At 35.3% G+C, this 15,620-nt stretch carries 19 protein-coding genes; 5 read left to right on the top strand and 14 right to left on the bottom strand.

The window, feature by feature from the left end; genetic code table 11:
• Positions 1-29: 29 nt before the first annotated feature.
• Together CKW03_RS13135 and CKW03_RS13130 are read right to left on the bottom strand one after the other, a co-directional pair.
• Positions 30-428 (bottom strand): NUDIX hydrolase, encoded by a 399-nt coding sequence (locus CKW03_RS13135; RefSeq protein ID WP_093097611.1) that lies wholly within the window; start codon positions 426-428, stop codon positions 30-32.
• Positions 429-471: 43 nt separating this feature from the next.
• On the bottom strand, positions 472-2,304 hold the full coding sequence (locus CKW03_RS13130; RefSeq protein ID WP_093097609.1) for an acyltransferase family protein: 1,833 nt from the start codon (positions 2,302-2,304) through the stop codon (positions 472-474).
• A gap of 127 nt (positions 2,305-2,431) precedes the next feature.
• Between CKW03_RS13130 and CKW03_RS13125 the strand changes: the two genes are divergently transcribed.
• Positions 2,432-2,650, top strand: a complete 219-nt coding sequence (locus CKW03_RS13125; protein WP_093097607.1) for a hypothetical protein — start codon at positions 2,432-2,434, stop codon at positions 2,648-2,650.
• Positions 2,651-2,667: 17 nt separating this feature from the next.
• On the opposite strand, the gene CKW03_RS13120 is transcribed toward CKW03_RS13125, so the two are convergent.
• From CKW03_RS13120 to CKW03_RS20465, 4 genes are all read right to left on the bottom strand, one after another.
• Positions 2,668-3,168, bottom strand: a complete 501-nt coding sequence (locus CKW03_RS13120; protein ID WP_093097825.1) for a YdeI/OmpD-associated family protein — start codon at positions 3,166-3,168, stop codon at positions 2,668-2,670.
• Positions 3,169-3,231: 63 nt separating this feature from the next.
• Positions 3,232-4,470, bottom strand: a complete 1,239-nt coding sequence (locus tag CKW03_RS13115) for an MFS transporter (RefSeq protein ID WP_093097605.1) — start codon at positions 4,468-4,470, stop codon at positions 3,232-3,234.
• Between the two features lie 357 nt (positions 4,471-4,827).
• A complete protein-coding gene (locus CKW03_RS13110) occupies positions 4,828-5,646 on the bottom strand; it encodes a sterol desaturase family protein (RefSeq protein WP_093097603.1) in 819 nt (272 codons plus the stop codon).
• 383 nt (positions 5,647-6,029) lie between these two features.
• On the bottom strand, positions 6,030-6,284 hold the full coding sequence (locus tag CKW03_RS20465; RefSeq protein ID WP_157739518.1) for a hypothetical protein: 255 nt from the start codon (positions 6,282-6,284) through the stop codon (positions 6,030-6,032).
• A 49-nt stretch (positions 6,285-6,333) separates the two neighbouring features.
• Between CKW03_RS20465 and CKW03_RS13100 the strand changes: the two genes are divergently transcribed.
• The 4 genes from CKW03_RS13100 to CKW03_RS20780 all read left to right on the top strand — a co-directional run bounded on the left by CKW03_RS13100 (position 6,334) and on the right by CKW03_RS20780 (position 9,928).
• A complete protein-coding gene (locus tag CKW03_RS13100) occupies positions 6,334-6,888 on the top strand; it encodes a hypothetical protein (protein WP_093097599.1) in 555 nt (184 codons plus the stop codon).
• A gap of 1 nt (position 6,889) precedes the next feature.
• On the top strand, positions 6,890-7,843 hold the full coding sequence (locus tag CKW03_RS13095; RefSeq protein WP_093097597.1) for a DUF4407 domain-containing protein: 954 nt from the start codon (positions 6,890-6,892) through the stop codon (positions 7,841-7,843).
• A gap of 214 nt (positions 7,844-8,057) precedes the next feature.
• Entirely contained in the window at positions 8,058-9,152 is a 1,095-nt protein-coding gene (locus CKW03_RS13090; protein ID WP_093097595.1) for a hypothetical protein, read from the top strand.
• A 560-nt stretch (positions 9,153-9,712) separates the two neighbouring features.
• Entirely contained in the window at positions 9,713-9,928 is a 216-nt protein-coding gene (locus CKW03_RS20780; protein WP_093097594.1) for a DUF5763 domain-containing protein, read from the top strand.
• 15 nt (positions 9,929-9,943) lie between these two features.
• Here CKW03_RS20780 and CKW03_RS13080 read toward each other — a convergent pair whose 3' ends face one another.
• From CKW03_RS13080 to CKW03_RS13045, 8 genes are all read right to left on the bottom strand, one after another.
• Positions 9,944-10,495 carry a dihydrofolate reductase family protein gene (locus tag CKW03_RS13080; RefSeq protein WP_093097592.1) on the bottom strand — a complete coding sequence of 184 codons (552 nt, stop codon included), beginning with the start codon at positions 10,493-10,495 and terminating at the stop codon, positions 9,944-9,946.
• 507 nt (positions 10,496-11,002) lie between these two features.
• Complete coding sequence (locus CKW03_RS13075) at positions 11,003-12,088, bottom strand: hypothetical protein (RefSeq protein ID WP_093097590.1); 1,086 nt, start codon at positions 12,086-12,088, stop codon at positions 11,003-11,005.
• 12 nt (positions 12,089-12,100) lie between these two features.
• Positions 12,101-12,403 carry a hypothetical protein gene (locus tag CKW03_RS13070; protein WP_093097588.1) on the bottom strand — a complete coding sequence of 101 codons (303 nt, stop codon included), beginning with the start codon at positions 12,401-12,403 and terminating at the stop codon, positions 12,101-12,103.
• Positions 12,404-12,442: 39 nt separating this feature from the next.
• Positions 12,443-12,712 (bottom strand): hypothetical protein, encoded by a 270-nt coding sequence (locus CKW03_RS13065; RefSeq protein ID WP_093097586.1) that lies wholly within the window; start codon positions 12,710-12,712, stop codon positions 12,443-12,445.
• Position 12,713: 1 nt separating this feature from the next.
• Complete coding sequence (locus tag CKW03_RS13060) at positions 12,714-13,496, bottom strand: helix-turn-helix domain-containing protein (protein ID WP_093097585.1); 783 nt, start codon at positions 13,494-13,496, stop codon at positions 12,714-12,716.
• Positions 13,497-13,502: 6 nt separating this feature from the next.
• A complete protein-coding gene (locus CKW03_RS13055; RefSeq protein ID WP_093097583.1) occupies positions 13,503-14,102 on the bottom strand; it encodes a DUF4468 domain-containing protein in 600 nt (199 codons plus the stop codon).
• Between the two features lie 4 nt (positions 14,103-14,106).
• Positions 14,107-14,763, bottom strand: coding sequence for a LexA family transcriptional regulator (locus CKW03_RS13050; RefSeq protein ID WP_093097581.1), 657 nt, complete (start codon positions 14,761-14,763; stop codon positions 14,107-14,109).
• Between the two features lie 236 nt (positions 14,764-14,999).
• The gene (locus CKW03_RS13045) at positions 15,000-15,464 is read right to left on the bottom strand and encodes a hypothetical protein (protein ID WP_093097579.1); all 465 of its coding nucleotides are present in this window, start codon (positions 15,462-15,464) and stop codon (positions 15,000-15,002) included.
• Positions 15,465-15,620: the final 156 nt, after the last annotated feature.

Raw genomic sequence — 15,620 nt, 5'->3', positions numbered from 1 at the left:
AAACTGGATTTATTTTTTTTGGAAATAATTTAGTGCAAATCTCCTTGCTCTTTTAGTTGTTTAAAGATGATTTTGTCGACGGCAGAAACACGCTCCAGATCAGCATAGTTTAGCCATTCAACCCATTCTATTTCAGAACTCGCTTTCAGCTCTCCAGTATATTCAGCTGTATAGCAGGTCATCTTGACAAGGGTTCCTTCAGGATGGCTATCGGCCTGTGCCTCGAAGGTTCCCATATAATAGATGCTGCTTGGAATTAATTGGACTTGTAATTCTTCCGAAATTTCACGTGTCAGAGCTTCAATATCCGATTCACCAGCCTCCCTTTTGCCTCCAGGAATGTAATACTTTTCCTTTCCGAATGATTTGGTAGACAGAATTTTTCCGTCCTTAATTTCAATCCAAGCAAGCTTATCGATGATCTTCATAAATTTTCAGGTTATACTCCTAAATTAATGAAATATCAGTCAACTAGTTTTGGATGGCCGGTAAAATTTTCTTTTTGAAATTTTCTTCGATTTCTTTTCCTAATAATATTGCACCACGGCGGTTGATATGCCTATCATCATAATAGATTAAGGTGTCTTTATAATAAGGAGCATCTTTATAAATGGATGCTTTTGAAATATCCCAAATTAGTACGTTTTTGTTTACAAGTGCGATTGAATCTATGGTATGTAAGCTATGGTTATTCGGAGTAACTTTAAATTTATAGTCGCTATTTTTCACGAAGCCATGGTTGATCCTTACTGGATTTCGATCTAGAATAGGATAGGAGTTGATTAAAACTAACTTTTGGTTAGGTTTCAAGGTCTTAGCAAGGGAATCCACAGCTTTAGTAACACTAGGATATTCATTAAATGAATCTGCAGAAATAATGATGACCTCGCTGGATTCAATGTGTTGCTTTGTTTGTGGAACAAGGTCCCTAGAAATATTATAAAACAACATTTCTCGTTCTGGAATTTCCCTTTTTTCGATCCCTTCCAATGCCGGGAAGCTATCGGAGGTTAAGGTCTTAATAGAAAATTGAAACTTTTCGCCAAGGACATTGAATAAAGGTTTGATAGAATTAGCATGGCTGTTGCCTAATAAAAACACATTTGGATTCTTGTCTTTTCGATCACCTAGAGTATCTACATGGCTCACATTATGAGATCCAGTTGCGAAGGAAGGCTGTGTAAATTCATAAGGTATTTCGAATTTTTTGGAAAGCCAATGCAAACTATAGGTGGCAATTCCAAAAGGAACCACAATACAGGCAATTTTAATCAGGAATTTTTTGGTGCTTCCTTTTCGGATTGAATTTTCAATAAAGGTATAGGAAAGCCAGCTCAATGCAAAGGTTAAAATGCTGATGATAAAAATCTCTTTCCAATCAAATTGATGTCCTTCAAAAACCCCTTCTCTATAACGTTGGAATGCCATCAAAGGCCAATGCCAAAGATATAGTGAGTAAGATAGAGTACCGATGTAGACAAGGGGTTTTGATGCTAAAAGTCGGGTGATAAAATTGTCATTTGAAATTAGGATCAAGCCAATTCCTAAGCATGGGAGGAATGAATTGATTCCTGGAAATGCAGAATTTGCATCTAAACTCATTAAGCCATAGATCAATAATAAAACACCAGATAGGGCAAAAGGAAGGCTGTATTTTTTGTTCTTAATTTGACCATTTGTTAAGGTAACACTCATGAAAGCACCAATCAAAAATTCTGGAATCCTAGCCAAAAGGCTATAATAAGTGCCGCTTTCTTGACCGAAGACCATAAATCGATATTGGTAGTATCCTAAAATGATGCTAATGATTCCGGCAAGGATGTAAGGCAGATATTTCTTCTTAAATAAAATTAGAATAAAAGGAAGAAGAAAATAAAATTGCATTTCTATTCCAAGGGACCAAGTATGCAACAGTGGATTCTCTGCCTGTTTTGCTCCAAAATAGGAGTCCCCAGTAGCAAAAAAGAAATTGGAAACAAATAGACCTGCAGTGATCAAAGAACGCCTTAAAAGTCCAAGGTCCATGGGTAGATAAATAAAGAACCCGACAATGGAGATGATCATGAGGAGGAAATAATAAGCTGGGGCGATCCTCTTTAATCGACCTTCATAAAATTCCAGGATGTTGAATTTGTTATTCCCTTTCTTATGAAGGATAATGGAAGTGATCAAATAACCACTAATTACAAAGAATATATCAACCCCGAGGAATCCCGCTGGAAGCCAACTTGAGTTTAAATGAAATATAAATACCAATAGAAAAGCAATCGCCCTCAACCCTTGAATATCTTTCCTGTAGTCCATAAAATAAAATTTTATGAAGGTAGAAATTTGGTGATTAACTCCCTGTAATTGAAATTCTACAATTCAGATATTTTAGTATATATATTAGTTAATTCCTTTATGGCTTAATTCTTGAAGCCAATTGCCTATGGAAAATCAAGATAAAAAGATCAAGGCTGACGTTCATACCAATGTGGAACCACCTACAAAGGAAAATCTGCAGCAATTGCAAGAGCAAGCCATAGCAGCAACAAAAGAGGAGGATGCTACATTTGGCGAACAGCTGATCAGAGAGGGGCTACAAACTTGGCCAGAGTTAATCGATGAGGAGTTGAGGAAGTTCAAGGAGAAAGTTTCTAATAGATAAGTCTTCCTTGAATAGGATTATATCTTATTTCTTCCGATAAAACTTCCTTGTCCTAACAAGAAGGCGATAGCTCTGTCCGTATTCCGGACAATGCTGTTTTCAGTTTTTAGGTTAGCAATATAGCGTACTATTTCTTTCCTTAAGGTAGGGCTTATGGAATCAAAGACTGCCTTAGCTTCTCTATTTTCATCTAACGCCGATTGAAGCTTAGGGTGCATATTGACCTTGCGTTCTGAAAAATCTAGCTTTATCTTGATCATCAATTCTTCTCCTAATCTTTTGGGCGAGTCTTTCAGCATACTGGTATTGATGTATAGTCTCCAATCTCCCTTATAGCGCAATAAAGTTTGTGGATGATATTTTGATCGGTTGACAGAGACCTTTAAGGCAATATTTCCTTTTTCTCTATTGAGGATTCTGAAAAGGTCATGAAGGATTGTTTCTGGGACAAATACAAATGGGTTGATACCGATGATATCAAGAGGAGCTTTAAAGGAATACGAACTTGTCTTACTCATTTTTGCTGTTTGCTTTATTGCTTGAATCAATTTAAAGTATAAAAATGGCATTTTTAATTGTATTTATTTTGTTTCTTTCATTTTTAGCCAAACCCAAATTCCAGAAAGCAGGGTGACGAATCCTGCGATATGGACTGCCCACATCAAACCAAAAAAATTACCTACTATACCGGCCATCAGAGCCCCTATGGCATAGCCCATATCTCGCCAAAAGCGGTACACGCCTAGCGAAGAGGCTCGCCAAGTAGGATGGGCAGCATCACTGACAGCGGCAAGGAGTGCAGGGTAGACCATGGCGGTACCGAGTCCTAAAAATATAGATCCTATGATTCCTGAAGTCAAGGGTTCAAAGGCTTCCATACCGATGACGACATGGCCAAGCACTTGGACAAACATTCCCCAAACAATTAATGGTTTGCGACCCCATTTATCGGCTAAGGGACCGGTGATGACCTGCCCAAGCCCCCATACCACGGGGTAAATAGCTTTGATCCAACCTACACCATCCAATCCAACCCCCATGGATATGAAAAGTAAAGGGAACACTCCCCAGGACATCCCATCATTCAGATTATTGATCAAACCCGCTTGTGAAACTGAAAACAGATTTTTGTTCCGAAAAGATGTTTCCTTGAATACCCATGCAAGTGTTGGTTTGGGAGCCTTTTCGCTGGAGAAACGAAGGGGTATAGCTTGGGCTTCCAATTGGGCAAACTTCCTTGTGTCGCGAATAACGAATAGGGAAAGCAATAGTCCGATAACGGTATAAGCAATTCCGATATAGAAAGGCTGGGGCCTAAGGCCATATTCTGAAGCCAGATATCCAGTCAACAGGGCTGTCAATCCCACAGCTCCATATCCCGCTGCTTCATTTAAGCCCATTGCCAATCCCCGACTTTTCTTGCCCACAAGGTCGATTTTCATATTGACGGTCATAGACCATGCTAATCCCTGGCTCATCCCCAGTAAAATATTGGCAAACAAGATCCAGTTCCAAGATGGTCCAAAGGCGAGCAAGAATGGAACTGGTAAGCCGATCAACCAACCCATGATCAGGACCTTCTTACGCGTGTATTTATCTGCTAATACTCCAGAAATTAAATTGGTAAATGCTTTGACAACTCCAAAAGCTATGATAAAAGAAAATACAACAACATCTGATTGAATCTTAAAAACCTCCGTACCAACCAATGGAACAACAGTTCGTTCTAAACCAACCATTCCTCCAACCATCATGTTCACCAGGATCAATAAGCTGAATTGTTGCCAATTTTCCTTTAAGCCTAACTTAATATTTCCCATTTACCTTAATTGTTGTACAATCAAAAATGCTGAAAAAAAAAGTAAAAGTTAGTTACTCTAGTTACAGATAATAAAAGAAGCCAATTTGACTGCACTTGGTCGATTATTAGGTTTTGTAAAAGACTTATTTAAAATGCTCAATTATTTTAAGTTAATGCTGGTCTTAATTTGGTCACATTCGGAACCATCCATAAGCAAGTAAAATTTATAGGAAAGCATGTTCGAAAAGAGCTCGTAGGTTTTCCGAATATGGCTCGAATGATTCTCGAATATGCCTCGAATAAAACCCCCTTTTTTGGGATGTAAAAAAGAGGGTTTTCATTAGCTAATTTTTTTCTGGATGTTTAACCTTGGGCTTCAACCATCCCGCTCGCCCTTGATTCTCTTAATATTGATAAAAGGACTCTTCATCAGATATAGGAAACTTTGTTTCTCTTCGCTATCAAATTCAATAAGCCCATATTTCATTTTATGGACCGGAAGGGTTTTGAAAGTGCCGAATATGCGGTCCCAGAGAATAAATATATCAGCAAAATTGCTGTCGGTACAGAATTGGTTTTGGTCATGGTGTACGCGATGATGGTCAGGCATCACAAAGACTAATCCGAATGATCTATTGAGCCAGTTCGGGAAGTGAAGATTGGAATGTTCCAGGAACAGGAAGATGTAAAGGATAAAATAATAAAGACCTAGGGAAAGAACGTCAGTGCCGAAAACAGCCGCCGATAAGATGTTTCCTGTTTCGTAAACCAGGATCATTTCGAGTGGATGAAAGCGGAAGCTACTGGAGGAGTCCATACTGGTATCGCTATGATGAACCCGATGAAGTCGCCAGAGTAAGGGTACTTTGTGTGCCGCTCGATGAATCCAGTAAGTAGAGAAATCATAAAGCATGACAGAGATAATCAGTTTTGTCCAGAAAGGTAGCTCTACAAGATATAGGAGACCTACTTTATGGTTATTCAGCCATTCTATACAGTAGACCTGGATGACCACGAAAAAGATGTTCATCAGGGTCAATAAGATCTGGAATAGGATGTTCTGGATGAGATGTTCGCCTCTTTTTTTGAAAGCAAATGGATTAGAGCTGATCTGTTCCAAGGTAAAAAATAGGACGAGTAATCCGATGATCAAATAATTCGGATCAAGACTTAGAATTTTTTCTAATAATTCCATGACTATATAATTTAGGTAATTAGATTAAGTGATTTTTCTTCTCTAAAGATTCAAATTGTAACACGAGGAAATAGTTGAATTGGCATTTACGGTTCCTGTCTGATCTTGAAAATCTGCGGGAGGTTTCGTTAAAAAGGGGTGAAACGCAAAGTTAGTGTTGAAATGCAAGTAAAGATTGACAATATTTCTTATCAATTTTAAGTAATACCTATAAAGAATAGATTAAGTTACAAAGAAATGTTATTGGAATTCAGTTTTTATGAAAAAATAATGGATTGTCTACAAATATTAATTTATTCTTTCTAAAACCTTGATTTTTAATCCATGGAGAAAGAATATCAGATAAGTCTTCTTACTTTAGTTCAAACTAACACGTAAAACTGTCAATTATTAATTTTTTCTCGATGAATACTCCAGATACGCACGGTACTTACGGCGCCTCTTTGTTTGATATCAGGTGGAAACAGAAGCGGAAAGCTATTCTGGCCAGGGACAATAATAAGTGTGTCATCTGTCAGGATGTTCATCAATTGCAAGTACATCATCGGCAATACCATTTTATCAATCGGCTCAACCAGTTCAAGGAACCTTGGGACTATCCCAGCAATTTGTTGATCACGCTCTGTGCGCTCTGCCATAAACGTGGGCATCGCAAGTATAAAATACCAACCAAATACATTTAATCTAATGGGTCTATTTAATTTTTTTAAGAAAAAACAATCCGAAACTTCTCCTGAGGATGCTTTGTTAAACGGACATCTGCCGCCTATACCGGAAGATATTTTCGTAGAAAAAGACATCAATCAGGATTGGACATCGCCTGTAAGTTCATTCACAGGAATCAATACTATCTATGCTTATCTCCAGTCAGACTTTGAATCCAAAGGTTTCAATGATGCCTTGACCAGTCCCGACGAAAAGTATAAGGAGGATAATTTAAGGCTAATAAAGTTTGATCTTGAGATCATAATTTCCAAGGTTAAGACTTACCATGATTCGTTTCTGAAAGAATTGGAATTCCATATCAATTCCCGTAAGCGATCAGGATTGGTTGACCTAGTGGAGGAACTTCTTTCCAAAAAGGAAGACTTAGAAAATCACATGAGAAAGGTGAGCGATATTGAAGAGTCATTGAAAACAGATTCTGGACTTTTTGAAAGAGCCATATTGGCCTATAAAAGAGGTTTTACCAAAGGATTGGCTTCCATTACCCAAAGGACACTATTAGCTAAAGAGTTTTAATATGAAAAAGAATCCCTGGCTAAAGTTTGGATGTTTCCTAACTGGTTATAACTATTACCTGGTCCAACATTCCAGTGAACAGAGCTCAAAAGCCGTCAAGAAGTTTACCTCTGCGGTATTATTGATTGTGCTGGTGTGGATGTTCATTGCCTATTCCTTTGCGGTTCGTTATCTGCATGTTGGCGTTTTTGGGGCAGTAATGGCTTCTTTAATCGCTGCATTTGTGGTTATCCAGATAGAACGCATCATTATCCTTTCGACTAAGGTCAATAAATGGTCTGTCAGTTTTAGGATCGCTCTCGCCATTGTCATGGCTATTCTAGGTTCGTTTATCTTGGATCAAATCATCTTTAAAGATGATATCGAACTGAAGAAAACCCAAATCATGGAAGATAGGGTGAAAATTGCGGTGAAAAACTCTGAAAATGAAATCGATGAGCAGGTGAAGAGTATAGATGCCAGTATACAGCAGTTGGAGGCAAGGCAAAAAGTCGTTTCAGAAGATTTGCAGAAAAATCCTGTGATCGTGACCTCCTATACCAACACTTCAGTGACCAGGGACAACCAAGGAAACCGGATAAACAGTACAAATTCGACCAATAAAATGGTGAATGAAAACCCTAAAAAGAGAGAGTTGGAACAGATCAACGAACAGATCAATATCTTGAACGGCCAGAAATTCAAGACCCTTGGTTCTTTGGCCTCTATCAAAGCTAAAAAAGAGGAGGATCTGCGGAAGTCTTCAGGGTTTATTGATGAACTGAATATCCTGCATGATGTGATCACAAGCTCCAAGATTGGTTTTACAGTATATCTATTATTCTTTTTGTTTTTCCTTTCGATCGAGCTTTTTGTGGTTACCATTAAATTGTTTGATAAGGCATCAGATTATGATAAATTGATCCACCATCAGACCGAGGTAAGGTTGAAGATGCTGGAAAGATTGAATGGATAAATAAGCGCATCCCAAGCTGCTTTTTCAGAGTTAAGTGATCCTAAACCGAAGGTAAAATTTCGATTTAGGTTCACTTAACTTGTTAATTTATATAATTACGCAAAACAGGTTTTGCTAATTTTAATTAATACTCAGCATATTTGTGTTCATTAGAATAATTAATGGAGGGATTTTTAATTCAGGTTAATTCTTTCCGATAATTGATGCTCACACTATGAAAAGACAAAGTTTCACATTTTATTCCCTATTAATCTTGTTCAGTACCTTTCTGTTAACTTTTAGTTCTTGCAAAAAGGACAAAAAGGATGACGGAAGTGAATCTCCGGAAACTTATGATCCTGCATACGACGGCTTAAAGATTTATATGTTTGGCAGTACCAATAAAGAAGGGGATGCATTGGGTTCAAGGCCGGTGTATTGGTATAACGGAAAAGTAAACAATTTAGAAGGTGCTGAGAATGGTGGGAAAGTGTTGAATGCCTTTTTAAAAGGAAAAGATTATTATGCTGTTGGATTTGAGGGTAAAGTTGGAGAAAACGTAACCTCACGTACCCCTGTTTATTGGTTAAACGGGAAAAAGCATGTCATAGAAAATCTTTTTGCGACCGGTAACCTGATTTATGTTACGAATAGCAAGGATATATATGTAAAACGTACTGATTATAGCAACGGAATGGTAACTTCTATCGATATCCTGAAAAATGGGAAACTATTTGATCTGGAAAAGAAAGATGGGAAAAAACCAATAATCGATAAGCTAACTGGAATAAATGATGATGTTTATGTCATTCAAAGGAGCAGCAATTCCATTGTTTGGAAAAACGGTAAAATATTTACAGAACGAAAATCTCCTGAACTCATATCAGATATAGCTTTTAATCAGCAGGATATCTATTTGTTTACCACCATAAACTCTAACAAAGGGACAGATTTACCAGCCTTTTTAATTTATAAAAACAATAAACTCTTCCAGTCCATCAAGTTAAAATCAGATAGAGAGATAGGAACCATCAGCGGTGTCAAGTTCTTTGTCGAAGGAGACAATACCTATATTGCTGCAAGTTTCAGTTTGGATGATCAAGGAGAGATCACTGTTTGGAAAAATGGGAAGGTCCATCAAGAAATCAAAAAGAATAAAATTCTCGATGATTTATTTGTGAAGAATGGCCATGTGTTTTTAGGAGCCTATTCTCCAGAATCTGGCAATCATTATGATACGTATTGGATGGATGGAAAAGAGCTACCAATTGATGCTGGTTGGAATAATGAAATTAGCGTTGAAAAGATCATTGTTGAGGAGGCGCCATAGTTAAAGGGTGGGGGTAACAATTGTTGTGATCTATACTGGAATATCAACCGTTGAAAGGATAACCCATAGTAGGGGTGAAATGTTTTCCTAAACCTTTTTGTGTCATTCTTAAAACAGTCATGTATTTTTTGCATTAATTTCTTGCTAACATGCCATTTTAGCAAGAAAAATATAACCCCGAAAAGGTAATATATCTATAATTTCTAAAGCCAATTATATTTCATTAGCGACATTACATACTGTCATCAGCTTCCAGTGAATTTTACCAAATTTTTTCTCCTCTTGTTAACTTCATGGGAAAAGAAGGAAAACTGCTTGTAACTTTTGGATTCATTCAATGGTATATCTCATTAATAGGGTTTTATTGAAAGCAAATATTACCTTTGTATAAACTAATTGTAACCTTGAGATATCTAATCAGTATATTTTTTCTGCTGTCTACTTACTGTCTGTCTGCGCAGACCGTTTACAAGACTCCGTCTGGTACAAGATATCATACTGCAACCTGTCATCATGTCAAAAATGTTTCCAAAGGATTGTCTATTTCTGAAGCGAGGAAAATGGGCCTTAGCGCCTGTTCTCAATGTAATCCTGGGCAAACGAAGGCAAGAGGTTTTGTAGGGTCGGCCCAAAGTGGTTTGGGAATAAAACCAGGAGAAGCACAAGGAGCAGTTCCTAGGTCTGTCCAATGCAGTGGGACCACTAAAAAAGGTACACGTTGTAAGCATATGACAAGAAATGTCAATGGATATTGTTATCAACATGAACCTAAATAGCTTCTGTGGGTAATCTTAGTTCCGGATTGGGATGTAATAATGGATTACAGCACCGGACTTGAAGGTTTTTGTGTGACTGAGGGTTAAATCGATTCTTTTCTCTATTTTATCAAATAACATTAGTCCTGGGCCCGCGATAATGGGGTGAATGCATAGCTGAAACTCGTCGATAAGGTTTTCATTCAGTAATTGGATAATTAAGCTCCTGCTGCAGATTAAGATATCTTTCCCTTCTCCGTTTTTTAATTCTTTGATCATTTCGGGTAATGATTTATCGGACAATTGTGCGGAATCCCAGCCAGTTGATTTCATTGTTCTTGAGAAAACTATTTTAGGAGTTTTGTCGATTGCGATAGCAAAATCATTGTGGGATTTATTATCAGAAGGATGGGTCAGTAAGGTTTGCCAATACTTCATCAGTTCGAAGGTAATCCTTCCATAGAGAAGGGCTTCTGCATTTTCAATGAGATGGCTATAATGATCGTGGATATCTGCATCGGGATTAGGGATGGTATGGTCGCAATTACCATCGATGGTCATGTTGAAGGCGGCGATTATTTTTCTCATGGTTGTGGGGGATATGATAAATCAAAGATAAGTAAGGGAGGAGGGAATTGGCTTGTCATAGGGCAAGAAATGGGGGGGAAGAGTAGGTTGACATTCTTTCAGTGGAAATTAAGGTTTTCTTTAGCAAACACAGCAATTCTTGCAGCGAACATCGAGCTTTATTTTAGCATTCAAGGGATTTCCATCTGTTTACATCAATTTATTCGAGAGAGTGCGGGATTGCCTTCGGCGATCCCTTAGGGGGAGGCTAAAAGATAGTATCAAAACCTTCGCTCGTTTCACTCGCTGGTTTTATTTTTTACATCAAATTGCTTCAAACAAGTTTGGCAATTTGATGTAAAAAATAAAACCCTTCAATTTACATTGAAGGGTTTTGAGATATCTTTGCGGAGAGGGCGGGATTCGAATTTGACGTTTCTTTGCCATTGTCGGTTTATATCGTTTAAACGTAGGTTAGTAGTAGAAAACAGCGGGTTTTAATTAGTGTTTTTGGTGCTGTTTTTTGTGCTAATTGCTAAAATGATTCCATAATTTCATGGTTTCAAATATATCTGTCCAATTTGTTTTTCCTATAATTACTAGTCCCAACAAAACTAAAAATATTACAAAAATTAATGCAGCTGTAATTCCTATCCAATTTTTTATTGGTGCATCTTTTCTATCATTAGCAGTTATCGAAAGCATAATACCCATAGCATTAAACCAAGAAATTAAAAATACTACGCATGAGATTAACTTTTTCCAAAAAGTTGGTGCAACAAACCAAGGATATATAATTGCAAAAAATACAGAAAGAATGGTTAAAGCGGTAAATGTGCCCAAAAGAATTATTTTAATAATTCTTTTGTTTGGGTTTATTGCAATGTTATATCGTACATTAATATTTAATATATTATTGTATGGAATTATAAAACAATCCCCTGGAATTGGTTTTAAGTAACCGCTAGGAGTGCTTTTTGAAAATCGCTTTGCTTGAGTTATATAAATTGTTTGTAGATCTCCATTCCTTGCTAATGAATATTGAGTTAAAGTTCCACTAAACATGTTTGATCGACCATCATCATTTTTAACGACAATATCAACTTCTGTGGAAATTACTTTAATATTTTGAAATTGTAGGGCATTTTTAAATTCTCTAAAATCTAAAGACTCGCCACTGAAATAATAATGCCAATTGTTAGAAAATCTGAAAACTGAAGTTTTTATGTCAATTTTCAAAAATCTTACTAATAAATGTAATCCCAACCCCAAAGCTAATGCTGTCAAAGTGGTAGCAAACAAATAGAGTAACATGTGTCGGATATAGCTAAACTTGAATTCAGGAATTTTTTCATTTGAAAAATTATTATAAAAGGTGTTTATTTCTTCATAAATATCCTTAGCTTTTATCTCGAAAAACCAACAATAACTTACAATTGTTATTAATTGTATTGTTAATCCCCATAGAATATATGTTAACAATCTATCGGTGAATAAACCTTCGTAAAATTGCTTTGAAAATTTGCCTTGATAATAAAATCTTTTAAACAATAATCCTGGAAGGATCAGTGTAATGACACACATAACCCCAAATAGAGTAAGTCCAAAATCCATCGAAAAATTAAATTAGGAAGCTGTCGTTATTGTTACGCTTTCACCATTAGAAAGGATAATTGTTTCTTTAGGCTGAATTTTTCCATCCTCTCTAGCCTTCTTCAAGTTTTCTAATGCCTTAATATATTTTTCTCTATCCTCAGGGTTAGTGAGTAATAGTCTTTCGTCTTCATTAAGAGGTTCTTCCCCAGGATTCATTATTCTATAGAAAGTATTCGCATAAGAATCCTTAATCTCCTTTAAAAGATTATAAATTGTTATGTAAAAACTTTTTCCCATATCGTTTGGTGGTGATTGATTCTTAATATTTAACATAAATTTAGGTAATTGGTTTAAAATTCGATTATAATTTAACTATTTTTTATATTTCCTATATTCTTTTTTTAACTGCATTCCTCTATAATGTGTAATAGGAATGGGCTCACCTGGAGGTACAATATGTGCAGCGAGAATTACTTGTTCAAACCACTCTTCGGGGTAGTCCCCATCCTCTAAATGAATTTGATTTTTATCAAAGTATTCCATATTACATTCTCCAATCTCCATTTCTCCGGGATTTAACGCAACTAAAGTGTAGTAGTATTGTTTATTATTGATTGTTTTAAGTCTAATTTTCTCAGCCATATTACAAACTTTTAAGTTTCTTTATAGTTCCTTCCAGTTCTTTAATCAACTCATTTTTTACTTTGTCCTCTTTTTTACCCGCTAAACGTTCCTTTTGAATGGATGGATGAATAATAGGAGGGGCAGAGGTATCTATGCCGAATAAGAAAATAGGATTGGCACCCACTTTAGTTATATATCCTTTTAAAATATCATAAGTAGGGTTGGCCATAAACGATTTTTCAATATTAGAAATCGTTCCTTGAGTAGCTTCTACTAATTCAGCAATTTGAACCTGAGATAAGCCAGATTCTTCTCTTACTTTTTTAAAAATTTCGTTTGTTCTCATTCTGTATCTAATTCCGTTGTTTGGATCCCAATGAGTCCAAACAAATTCTTTAAAATCATTTATATGGTCCAGAAGTTCTTCTTCTTTCTCTTTTCTAGTCTCAAATAAATCCCCGATCTCCTTTTCTCCCATGTAGGGCTCAATCAGGTAAAGTCCTCCAGTAGTTTCAGCTGTTGTTTTTGCAAAATATATATAAAGGCTAATGTGATCATATATAATACTTGACCGATGCGTTCTAGCTAACCTTTTTATTTCATCAATAGTTTCATCGATATTAAAATCAAATTTTGCGCGATGCTCCAACATTGCAGCAAGCTTTTCATTTGTATACCCTATAAAACTGTATTCAAAATCTTTGAAATAACGAATGTTCAGATCAATTAGCGTTAGATAATTGTCGATTAATCTTTCTGCAATTTCTTGCCAAGGAGTAAATTCAAATTCGTTATTTTCCATTGATAATTAGAAATCTGAATGTTTATCTTCTTTTGTTAGAAAGTCTTCAAAAGACTTTAAAATTAAATTGAATTCTACAGCAGCTTGTTTTTTCATTAATGGCCATTGCTTTGCAGATTGAGATTTGCCCATTTTTCCCCAGGTAGAAGGAAAATCATCTGTAAATCTTGAGCCGTCTGACATTTGCACCATTCCACCTTTTAAATGGGTTATATTATCAAACAATATTTTAACTTTTCCATCTTTAGCAAATATTGTTAGGTAGTATTTGAATTTTCCCCCATCTACTTTCGCTAATGTGTTTTTATAAATTACACTTTGAGTAATTCCTTGTGCGTTAATTTTGCTTGTTTCTGCATCTGCAATATCTATTACGGCATCACCACTTTTATAAGTTCTGTAAATCCATTCTTTACTTTTTTTAAAAAGCTCATCCTTAGATTTATTTGGAATCTCTATAACAGAATAAAATTCCCCATTATCATATGAAAGTGTGTCCGTATTTATTAACTCAATATTAACAATGTTTGGACCTGAATTTTGAATTTCTGAAAATCCAAAACCATAAATATTTAATGCTAAAAATAAATAAGATAAAGTATTCATTATATTAATAGTTTGGTTTTTTAAGTATTTCAGTTACTAATCTTAGTTTACGGATCTTTTCTTTTTTTATTGATAATGCAGCATATTTTGGACGATCTCCGATTTTGTCCAACTGATTATCGGACCATAAAATAACTTCATCTAAATTATCTGACGCTAATAGTCTTTTATACATTTTATAGTCAGACCATTCAATATAATATACTTCTCCCCAAACTATTTCAGTTGGATCAGAAATTGGCCTGCTAACCGCCCAATCTCCGTTGGCAATAGTTGGATACATACTATGGCCATAAGCAGGTATTGCAATTGATTCTTTGTGAGCTCCTGGAATGTTTAGGTAACCAATAATCTTTACATCCTCTGGATTACTATATACTTCAACTTCTCCAGCAGCTGCTGGTAAATTATACATTGGTATTTGGTTAGTTTGGTTTGTAATTTTTAATTCTCTTTCATAATCATTTAATATATAATTTTCCAAATCTGGAAAAGCTTTAAGTAATTTAGATAAATTTTTGTCTGTTGGATTAGATTCTCCTTTTCTATACCTATTTATTGTTGGTTCAGAAAGTCCCGATTCTTTTGATACTTTATATGAGCTAATGCCATGTTCAGTGAAAAAAGCATCAATTTTTCTATTTAATTTTCCAATAACCATTGTTTACTTTCAAAAAATGTTAGTATTTTTATGATTCAAATTTTATTTTATGTCTATTTTTTTACGGATGAAAAGTAATAGTGAAGACTCATTGTTTATTGTCTTGCAAAAAGATCTCACACGTGTACATCTTGTTTTTGTGCTTATATGTTGTTGTCTTTTTTCATTTACAATTTGGATTCTAATTCACATCTCAATAATTAATAAAAAACTAGAAAGAATTGAAAACGTTGAATCTAAAATAGATTCTTTATCCAATTCCAAATTCGATCAAAATTTCCAAGAATTAACCCCGAAAAGAGTCCTAAAAGGAATGTTAAAATAGCTATTTTGTACTGTGCTCTTCTATTTTTTTTACCTTCTAATATAGTAATTTGCCGGTCTATCTCTTTCTCGGTCTTTTCGTATTCCTCTTTTGATTTAATACTTTCTTTTTTATTTATTTCATCCTGTATTTTTCTTTGAATTTCTCCTTCATATCCACCACTTTCAATAAATGCCTTTCCCGTCATTGTAAGTTTTATTGAAGTCCCTTTTCCTGGATTCGTTATATAACCATTCTTTATTAGGAATTGGACCGTTTCATAGCAATGTGAATTATTCTCTTTAAACAATTCTTTACAAGCATGAATTTTGGTTGTGATAAATTTATTATCCCTTTTCTCCAATAAAAATTTCAATAACTCATCTCGTTTATCCATTCAATTAAAAATTTCTGTTTGAAAATCAAATACTTACAAAATATGTAAGTAAATTGTTTTTACTTACAAAAAACGTTAGTATATTTGTACAACAGTGCTAAACGAATGTACTTAAAATATGGAATATATCGATATCAAATACAAACATATTAATAC

The sequence above is a fragment of the Sphingobacterium mizutaii genome, assembly GCF_900187125.1.
Lineage (GTDB): Bacteria > Bacteroidota > Bacteroidia > Sphingobacteriales > Sphingobacteriaceae > Sphingobacterium > Sphingobacterium mizutaii.
Note: the sequence above shows the minus strand (reverse complement) of the source record. Positions and strands in the feature narration are given on the sequence as shown.